We start from the raw sequence: 9,332 nt of genomic DNA, 5'->3' as shown, positions 1-9,332 counted from the left end.
TTGTCGTGACTCTTATTTTTTGTTTATGAATCAAAGAGCAAAAGACCTAGCGAACTTCAGCTTGACCAACTTGTTCTTCTGGGCGAACAAGTCCAGTTTCATCAAGTGAGAAGCTGTCAATTTTTTCGGTATTTGTTAAGACAATAAGAATGTCTGTTTTCTTCCCTGCTTGTTCTACTTGTTCAACAGCCATTTCTGCAATCAGTGAACTTGGGGTTACTAACTCACCTTCTTGAACGTGAACGGTGAATGGAGTTCCTTTTAGTTCAACTGTATCTAAGCCCATGTGTACTAAAACTTCAATGCCTTCTTTAGAAAGAATACCAATGGCGTGTTTGGTTTCAAAAATGTTAGTGATTGTTCCAGTAACTGGGGAGAAAACTTTGTTGTTCGTTGGTACGACAGCATAGCCGTCACCCATCATTTTTTGTGAGAAAACAGGATCATCTACTTGAGTGATTTCTTTTAGTTCACCTGCAGCTACTGCAAATAATTTTTCTGTTTTAAGTGTGGAAGTAGTAGCTTCGAATTGTTTTTTTTCTGGAACAGCTGTTGTACCGTCTGCTGTTTCAAATTGTGCACCGATAGCTTCAGCAGCTGGAGAAACAGGATCGATTTTATTTAAGATTCCTTGACGTCTGAAAATAACTGTTAAGCCGAACGGGATAAAGATGGCAATAATCATTGAGATGATGAAAGGTACCCAAGACTCTGCCTGAATCGCTAAAATCCCTGGTAAGCCACCAACACCAATTGCATTTGCGCGAACGCTCATCAATGTGGCGAACATACCAGCTAAACCAGAACCAATCATTGCCGCAACAAATGGATAAACATATTTTAGATTGATCCCGAACATCGCAGGCTCAGTAACTCCTAAGTAACAAGAAATCATAGCCGGAATCGAAATTTGTTCTTCTTTTTCATTTCCACGATGTAAGAAAATAATTGCTAAGACGGCTGAACCTTGAGCAATGTTAGATAGTGCAATCATCGGCCAAAGGTTTGTAGAACCAAAGTCTGCAATTAACTGCATATCAATCGCGTTTGTCATGTGGTGGAGTCCTGTGATTACGAGTGGAGCATACAAGAAACCAAAGACAGCGCTGAATAACCAACTAATGGAAGAAGTCAACCCAGCATTAACGACAGTAGAGATCCAACTTCCGATTGTCCAACCAATTGGTCCTAAAATGACATGCGCGGCTAAAACAGTTGGAACTAATGAGAAAAGTGGAACGAAAATCATTGAAATGGATTGTGGAATAATTTTTCGGAAAAAGATTTCTAGATACGCAAGCATAAACCCAGCTAACATCGCAGGGATAACTTGTGCCTGGTAACCAATCATATCAACTTGAGCGAAGCCAAAATCCCAAAATGGAATATCCGCAGCTGCGGTAGATGCAACGCTATACGCATTTAATAATTGCGGAGAAACTAAGGTAATACCTAAAACAATTCCTAATATTTGCGTAGTACCCATCTTTTTCGCGATGCTCCAAGTAATACCAACTGGTAGGAAATGGAAAATCGCTTCACCAGGTAACCATAAGAACGCATTTACACCGCTCCAAAATTGTGAGTGTTCAACGATTGTGCCACCTAGACTATCAAATTGGATTCCTTCCAATACATTTCGAAATCCTAAAATCAGTCCACCAACAATAATTGCGGGAATCAATGGGGTAAAAATTTCAGCTAAAACAGCGACTGCTCGTTGAATAGGATTAAGATTTTGTTTTGCATACGCTTTACTTTGTTCTTTTGAGACACCTTCTACACCAGATACAGAAACAAAATCGTTGTAGAAAGTTGCTACATCGTTACCAATAATAACTTGGAACTGTCCAGCATTAGTGAACATTCCTTTTACACTTGGAATATCTTCTATTGCTTCCTCATTCGCTATTGCTGGATCATTTAAAACAAAACGCATCCGAGTGGCACAATGGCTGACTGCAGCAATATTTTCTTTTCCACCGATTTCTTTTAACAATTTCTCGGCATCTGCTTGGTACTTTGTCATAAGAAAAACTCCTTTCACTTAACTTGTCTATGCAAGTTCCTTTAGTTAACTATACTGGAATCAAAAACGAAATGCAAGCGTTTTATTTCAAGTGCTGTTATTTGTCCTCGTAATCGATTTATTCTCTGGTGATACGCGACTTTCCTCATCTTTTTTGAACATTGAAATGAAAACAATGCTATAGTATAGTGGAGCAATAATCGAAAAAATAATTGGGTGGAGGAATCAAAACAATGAATAAATTTAATGAAATTTTTTTGGATCTGGAGAAAAAAATTTTAGCAAAGCAATATCCTCCGCACACACTTTTACCAAGTGAAAATCAATTAATCAAAATATACGGTGTCTCTCGAGAAACGATCCGAAAAGCACTGCAGCTATTGACAACAGAAGGTTATATTCAGAAAAAACAAGGAAAAGGATCGATTGTCTTAGAAAGAAGTCGTTTTGATTTTCCAATTTCAGGACTGACGAGCTACAAAGAATTGCAAGAAACTCAAAATATTCCAAGCAAAACGATTGTTCAAGAGTTAGTTGAAACAAAAGTCGATAAAGAATTAAGCGAAATTACTGGATGGACAGTTGGGACGCCAGTTTGGCATTTAGTTCGACAGCGAAAAATCGCAGGTGAGGTTGTGATTTTAGATCGTGATTACTTATTGAAAGAAGTAGTACCGACTTTGTCAACTGAACAAGCAGAAGCATCTATCTATGATTATTTTGAAAATAACTTGGGATTGACGATTGCTTATGCGCAAAAAGAAATTACGGTAGAACCTGTGACACCAGAGATCTACGATGCAATGACCTTAAATGATGATCCCTACGTGGTGATTGTTCGAGGATTAGTTCACCTAGAAGATACGCGTTGCTTTGAGTATACAGAATCCATTCATCGATTAGATAAGTTTCGCTTTGTTGAATTTGCGCGTCGTCGTAAAGTTTGATTCTTAGCAAGAAGTGAGCAGATTAGTTGCCTCTTTTGGTTGTTGGTCAGTAAGATTAACAGAAAAGGAGATGACGTCAATGGCAAAAGAAAAAAATCCAGTAACTGATGAAGAATTGAAACAAAAATTATCGCCAATCGCATACGCAGTGACGCAAGAAAATGCAACTGAACGTCCATTTAGTGGAAAATATGATGACTTTTATGAAAAAGGAATTTATGTTGACATCGTGAGTGGAAAACCTTTATTTAGTTCAACGGAAAAATACGATGCAGGCTGTGGCTGGCCATCTTTCAGTAAGCCGATTAGTGACGATGAAATTGCTGAAAAAAACGATCGCTCACATGGCATGCACAGAGTAGAAGTTAGAAGTCAAAGTGCCGATTCACATCTTGGTCATGTTTTTAATGATGGTCCAGCAGATAAAGGTGGATTACGTTACTGTATCAATTCAGCTGCGTTAAAATTCATTCCATATGATGAAATGGCTGAGCAAGGTTATGAAAAATATAAATCACTTGTTGAATGATCCACCTAACGAAAGGAAGAGAAACCTCGAAATAAGCAAGCCGAAGCGAGGTTTCTTTTTTATTCGCTTTTTTTAGTTTTTTGTTTGAATTTGCTTAAAAGGAAGCTACTTTTTTCAGTCGTTGAAATGTGCTACAATAAAGCGAACGTATGTGTGTGAAAGAAAGAGGAAAATTGAATGTATGAATATCTAAAAGGGATGGTTACATTTATCAGCCCTTATTATATTGTGGTAGAAAATCAAGGAATTGGTTACCAAATCGCCTTAGGAAATCCTTATCGTTATAGTGGTAAGATGAACAAAGAAATAACTATCTATTTACACCAGGTCATTCGTGAAGACGGTCATCTACTTTATGGTTTTTCTAGCTTAGAAGAGAAGCAATTGTTCTTAAGACTCGTTAGTGTTTCAGGAATTGGCCCAAAAAGCGCGTTAGCAATCATGGCGAGTGATGATCACTCGGGTTTGATTCATGCAATCGAGTCTGGCGATGTTACTTATTTAACAAAATTCCCAGGTGTTGGTAAAAAGACCGCACAACAAATGATTTTGGATCTAAAAGGAAAATTAGGTGAAATCAGTATCGAAGCACCAATCAATTTATTTGATGAAGCCAATACACAAGATACGACGGCATTAGCTGAAGCAATGGAAGCTTTAACTGCGTTGGGATATAGTGCAAAAGAAGTGAAACGTGTAGAAAAACAATTACAAGCACAAGAAAATTTGACTACCGATGAATATCTACGCCAGGCGCTAAAATTGATGATGAAAAAGTAGGAGGGAAGCACGATGACAGACGAACATATTCTATCACCAGAAACTGGCGAGAATGAACTTAGTTTGGAAAAATCTCTCCGACCACATTTATTGTCACAATACATTGGACAAAATAAGGTGAAACAGGAACTTCAAATTTATATCGAAGCCGCTCGTAATCGTGAAGAACCACTTGATCATGTACTATTGTATGGTCCGCCAGGGTTAGGGAAAACGACGATGGCAATGGTAATCGCAAATGAGATGTCTGTAAATATCCGTACCACGAGCGGGCCAGCGATTGAACGACCTGGCGATCTTGTTGCAATTTTGAATGAATTGGAAGCAGGCGATGTATTGTTCATTGATGAAATCCATCGCTTACCACGAGTGGCGGAAGAAACATTGTATTCTGCAATGGAAGACTTTTACGTAGATATCATGGTAGGGCAAGGTCCCACAGCACACCCCGTTCATTTCCCTTTACCTCCATTTACATTGATTGGAGCGACGACGCGTGCTGGGATGCTTTCAGCACCATTGCGTGACCGCTTTGGGATCATTTCACACATGGAATACTACGATGAGGGAGATTTACGAGAAATCGTTCAGCGTTCTGCTTCTATTTTTCAAACAGATATCGTAGAAGACGGGGCAATTGAAATTGCACGTCGTTCTAGAGGAACCCCACGGATTGCGAACCGCTTGTTAAAAAGAGTGCGTGACTTTGCACAAGTTCAAGCAGATGGAAAAATCGACCGAAACATCGCGGACCAAGCGCTGACTCTTTTACAAGTCGATCATGCGGGACTAGACTACGTTGACCAAAAGCTATTGCGAACGATGATTGAATTATATGGTGGTGGGCCAGTCGGTTTAAGCACGTTGTCTGTAAATATTGGTGAAGAACGTGAAACTGTTGAAGATATGTACGAACCATTCTTGATTCAAAAAGGTTTTTTAAAACGAACACCTCGTGGGAGAATTGCTACTGCATATGCTTATGAGCACTTTGGTTATCCCTATAATGAATAGTTATTGAAGTAGAAATTTACTGAGATGGGAGGAAAAAAAATGGGAGATTCCATTCATACGAAACAAATAATCAAACATTCACTGATTCGCTTGTGTCAACAAAAAACATTTCGCAAAATAACTGTTCAAGAAATTGCGTACGAGGCGAATATCAACCGTCAAACATTTTATTATCATTTTACAGACAAGTATGACTTGCTTCGTTGGGTGTACTTTGAGGATGCCTTTCACTTTTTAGATGCTCATAATTTATCATTAGATAATTGGGAAGAACAAGCCTTAAAAATGCTGAAGGCTATTGCTGATAACAAGGAATTTTATAGCAATACAGTTGCATCAGACCAAGAAGTCTTGCAACAAGAATTTTCGACAATCATCCAACAATCTTTTATTAGTATTTTTAATCAAATGGATCAAGAAAGGCAATTGTCGCAACAAGACAAACTTTTTTATGCTCGCTTTTTCTCTTATGGCTGTAGCGGTGTTTTGGTAAATTGGATAACGCATGACTATCAGGAAACACCAATGGAAATCGCGATGCAATTATTTCGATTGGCAAAAGATACGGAGCTTTATTCTTACCGATTATATGCTCAGGAAGAATCAGAGACAGATGAGTAAGGAAATGAAGAATGTTTTATAAAATGGAGGGAAAAAATGACCAAAGTTTTATTTGTTTGTTTAGGCAATATTTGTCGCTCACCAATGGCAGAAGGATTGCTACAAAAAAGAGTTCAAGAAGCAAAGCGGGATGCTGACTTTTTGATTGACTCTGCTGCTACAAGTTCTTATGAAATCGGTTCTTCACCACATCCCGGAACGCAAAGAATTCTTAACCAAGAAGACATTGATACAGGCAACATGATTGCTCGCCAAATTACCTCAAAAGATTTCGAGACCTTTGATTGGATTATCGGCATGGATCAAGAAAATGTACGAGAATTACAGCGAGTCGCGCCTAAAAATACTCAAGCTAAAATCAAATTGTTTATGAGTGTTGTTCCTGGGAAAGAAACGACAGATGTTCCTGATCCCTATTTTACAAATAACTTTGAGGAAACATTTCAGTTAATCAATGAAGGATTGGATCATTGGAATTTTACGTAAAAAAGAGAATATAAAATAACATTTTTTATATTGGGGATAAAAGAGCGAGTTTTAGTTAGAAAGCTTATTTTCTTGTTTTTTTCATTAAATTTAGGTAAAATAAAATTACTTAATTCATTACTTTCTTAGCAAAAGGAGGAGTACATTCGATGGACGAGGAAACAGTATCACCAATGAAGAAACTTACCAAGTTAGTGACGCACACGTCGTATCAGTTTTTTGATTCTTTTGTCAATGACACAGAAGAAAAAGCCAAGAATGTACGCAAGCAAGGAGAGTTTGTTCTTGAGCTTCAAAAAGCTGCGGCAAAAGATAGTTTAGTTGTTTTGCAAGTGAGAGAAAATCGTTTAAGTAATAAGCATGAAACTGTATCTGGATGGGTAGCGACAAAAACCGTTGAAAAAGAGCGTGTCATGATTCGTTTACGAAATGATGAGCAACAAATTCGAATGATTCCCATTGAGCAAATTGAGAAAATCACGAGTCTATCGCCAAGTGGAGAACAAGAACGTTTATCACGTTAAGATGTGTGTTTTATTTTAAGAAAGCTAAAAGAGCTTTTCTATCTTTTGATAGAAAAGCTCTTTTTTGATTTGTTCTCTAAAAAAAGATCCTGCTAGCTGGGGGGCTAGCAGGAAAGGAGTTAAAAAATGAAAAAGTGTTGTTAGGGTTGTTTGTTGGTATGTGTATATAATAGAGCGAAGTTGTGAATATTTTGTGACGATTTTTTTCGAAAGTTGTTAAGTTTTAGCAATAAAAAAATGTCTTTTTTATTTCGTGTAAAAAAGATTACTCAATTGCTGATGGCGCAGTTTCTTTTTTTACGAAGCTCCAAACCAAGCCAATAACGAAGCCAATAATTGCGGGAACAATCCATCCCATGCCAAAAGAAAAGAACGGCAAATAGCTTGTAGCAAATCGTAAAATTGTTTGAACGAACGGTGTATCTTTGATTACAGCAGGTGCGGCATTTAACGCATCAAGAACAGAAGCAATCAAAGTAAAATACGTAGTCATTCGATAAACACATGCTCTTTTTTTAAACAACGGCTCACATAATACCAATAAAATCAATGTCATTGCTAAAGGATAAATAAACATCAAGACAGGTAAAGAAATCTGGATGATATTTGTTAAACCAACATTAGCAACAAGGCAAGCAAGGACACTTGCAAGTGTCACATAAAATAAATAGCTTCTCTTTGGGAAAAGCTCCGAAAAGGTTTCGGCAAATGCCGTGATCAAACCAATCCCAGTTTTTAAACAAGCCAGAATCACAATCAGTGCTAACAAGATGCTTCCATAAGTTCCTAAATAGTGATCTGCAATTTGTGCAAGAGCGATCCCACCATTTTCACTCAAAGGAAACGTACCTAAACTCATCGTTCCTAAGTAAGAAAGCAACGTATAAATGATTCCCATCAAAAGGACACTGATGGCACCAGATTTGATTGTACCTTTTGCAATATCTGAGGATTTAGTAATTCCCATCCCACGAATCGTTGTCACGATGATGATTCCAAAAGCTAATGAAGCAAGAGCGTCTAATGTATTGTAGCCTTGAGTGAAACCGGTGAAGAAGGCATGGGTTTGATAATTAGGCTGGATTGGAGTATCAGCGATAGATCCAAGTGGATTCAAAAATCCTAGTAAAAGTAAGATTCCTAGTAAGATTAAAAAGATCGGATTCAAAAATTTACCAACGTAATCTAAAATTTTAGTTGGTTTGCGCGATAGCCACCAAGCAGTAAAGAAGAACAAGATACTAAAAAGTGCTAGAAAAAGTGACTGTTGCTTTGGTGCAATGAAAGGTGCTAATCCGATTTCAAAGGAAGTGCTGGCTAACCGTGGTAAAGCAAAAAAAGGGCCAACGACTAAATAAAGTAAAATAGTAAAAATAATAGCATATTTTCGATTCACACGTTGTGCTAATTCATAGACCCCAGAGCTTTTTGATACGCCAATAGCGATAACACCCAAGAAGGGCAAGCCAATTCCAGTAACTAAGAACCCAAGATTTGCCCAAAAAACGGCAGAGCCAGCCTCTTGTCCCATGTGAACAGGGAAAATTAAGTTTCCTGCTCCAAAAAATAATCCAAAAAGCATTGAACCAATAAAAATACTTTCTTTAAATGACAGTTTTTTTGTCATAGACGAGTCTCCTTTAAAATTCATTTTTTTTAAGGTAACAGAAATTGTGTGTGTACGCAACAATTTTCTGAAAATTTATACAGTATTATCGGTAAGTATTTTTTTAGAACCAGTGCTAAAATGTAATCAGCATTGAAATAAGGGAGAAAAAAATGACTAAATCAAGGTTAGAAGCTTTTACAGATGGTGTGGTAGCTATTGTTTTAACAGTGCTAGTGCTAGATATTGAAATTCCTGATCCTGCTAACTTTCAATCTTTGTGGGGAATCAGAAATACTTTACTTGCCTATTCAATCAGTTTTCTCTTTGTTGCAGTAATTTGGGTCAATCATCATCGCATCTTTCAAATGGCAGATAAAATTAACTATCGAGTGGTGTGGGCAAATATTTTTTGGTTGTTTTGGTTGACGCTTTGTCCATCAGTTACGAGCTGGGTCGGAAGAAATCCGACAGCATTTTGGCCTGAGATGTCTTATGTCATTGTTTACACAATGTGGAGTCTATCTTTTGGTATTTTGATCAAACAAGTGTTGAAAGCAAATAACAAAGATTCTCATGTAGTCAAAACAGTTTCAAAGGATCATCGCAGCATGATTTCGATGATTATCAATATTGGTTTGATTATTGGGGTATTTTTCCAGCCGTTGATTGGTTTGTTTGGGCGTTTTCTTGTATCAGGTTTGTGGATATTATCCTATAAAAAAGCAGATTATTACTATCAGAAAATCGTTTTACGCAAAAGAAGTGAAGTGAGCAAATAAAAAAACTCTTTTTC

At 37.4% G+C, this 9,332-nt stretch carries 10 protein-coding genes; 8 read left to right on the top strand and 2 right to left on the bottom strand.

What is annotated here, in order from left to right; genetic code table 11:
* Positions 1-46: 46 nt before the first annotated feature.
* The gene (gene treP / locus DOK81_RS04190) at positions 47-2,029 is read right to left on the bottom strand and encodes a PTS system trehalose-specific EIIBC component (protein ID WP_206908645.1); all 1,983 of its coding nucleotides are present in this window, start codon (positions 2,027-2,029) and stop codon (positions 47-49) included.
* Between the two features lie 233 nt (positions 2,030-2,262).
* Here treP and treR point away from each other — a divergent pair, with 233 nt between their 5' ends.
* From treR to DOK81_RS04155, 7 genes are all read left to right on the top strand, one after another.
* Positions 2,263-2,976, top strand: coding sequence for a trehalose operon repressor (gene treR, locus DOK81_RS04185; protein ID WP_206908636.1), 714 nt, complete (start codon positions 2,263-2,265; stop codon positions 2,974-2,976).
* A gap of 79 nt (positions 2,977-3,055) precedes the next feature.
* Positions 3,056-3,505 carry a peptide-methionine (R)-S-oxide reductase MsrB gene (msrB, locus tag DOK81_RS04180; protein ID WP_206908634.1) on the top strand — a complete coding sequence of 150 codons (450 nt, stop codon included), beginning with the start codon at positions 3,056-3,058 and terminating at the stop codon, positions 3,503-3,505.
* Positions 3,506-3,682: 177 nt separating this feature from the next.
* Positions 3,683-4,285 carry a Holliday junction branch migration protein RuvA gene (ruvA, locus tag DOK81_RS04175; protein ID WP_206908624.1) on the top strand — a complete coding sequence of 201 codons (603 nt, stop codon included), beginning with the start codon at positions 3,683-3,685 and terminating at the stop codon, positions 4,283-4,285.
* Positions 4,286-4,297: 12 nt separating this feature from the next.
* Positions 4,298-5,299 (top strand): Holliday junction branch migration DNA helicase RuvB, encoded by a 1,002-nt coding sequence (ruvB, locus tag DOK81_RS04170; protein WP_206899512.1) that lies wholly within the window; start codon positions 4,298-4,300, stop codon positions 5,297-5,299.
* A 39-nt stretch (positions 5,300-5,338) separates the two neighbouring features.
* On the top strand, positions 5,339-5,920 hold the full coding sequence (locus DOK81_RS04165) for a TetR/AcrR family transcriptional regulator (RefSeq protein WP_206908622.1): 582 nt from the start codon (positions 5,339-5,341) through the stop codon (positions 5,918-5,920).
* Positions 5,921-5,956: 36 nt separating this feature from the next.
* On the top strand, positions 5,957-6,406 hold the full coding sequence (locus DOK81_RS04160) for a low molecular weight protein-tyrosine-phosphatase (RefSeq protein WP_206908620.1): 450 nt from the start codon (positions 5,957-5,959) through the stop codon (positions 6,404-6,406).
* A 149-nt stretch (positions 6,407-6,555) separates the two neighbouring features.
* Entirely contained in the window at positions 6,556-6,930 is a 375-nt protein-coding gene (locus DOK81_RS04155; protein WP_206908618.1) for a hypothetical protein, read from the top strand.
* 265 nt (positions 6,931-7,195) lie between these two features.
* Here DOK81_RS04155 and brnQ read toward each other — a convergent pair whose 3' ends face one another.
* Positions 7,196-8,557: a branched-chain amino acid transport system II carrier protein gene (gene brnQ / locus DOK81_RS04150; RefSeq protein ID WP_206908615.1), complete on the bottom strand. Its 1,362-nt coding sequence runs from the start codon at positions 8,555-8,557 to the stop codon at positions 7,196-7,198.
* 152 nt (positions 8,558-8,709) lie between these two features.
* Here brnQ and DOK81_RS04145 point away from each other — a divergent pair, with 152 nt between their 5' ends.
* Positions 8,710-9,318 carry a TMEM175 family protein gene (locus DOK81_RS04145; RefSeq protein WP_206908613.1) on the top strand — a complete coding sequence of 203 codons (609 nt, stop codon included), beginning with the start codon at positions 8,710-8,712 and terminating at the stop codon, positions 9,316-9,318.
* Positions 9,319-9,332 lie beyond the last annotated feature (14 nt).

This window comes from Enterococcus sp. DIV0660C (genome assembly GCF_017316125.1).
Taxonomy (GTDB): domain Bacteria; phylum Bacillota; class Bacilli; order Lactobacillales; family Enterococcaceae; genus Enterococcus_B.
Note: the sequence above shows the minus strand (reverse complement) of the source record. Positions and strands in the feature narration are given on the sequence as shown.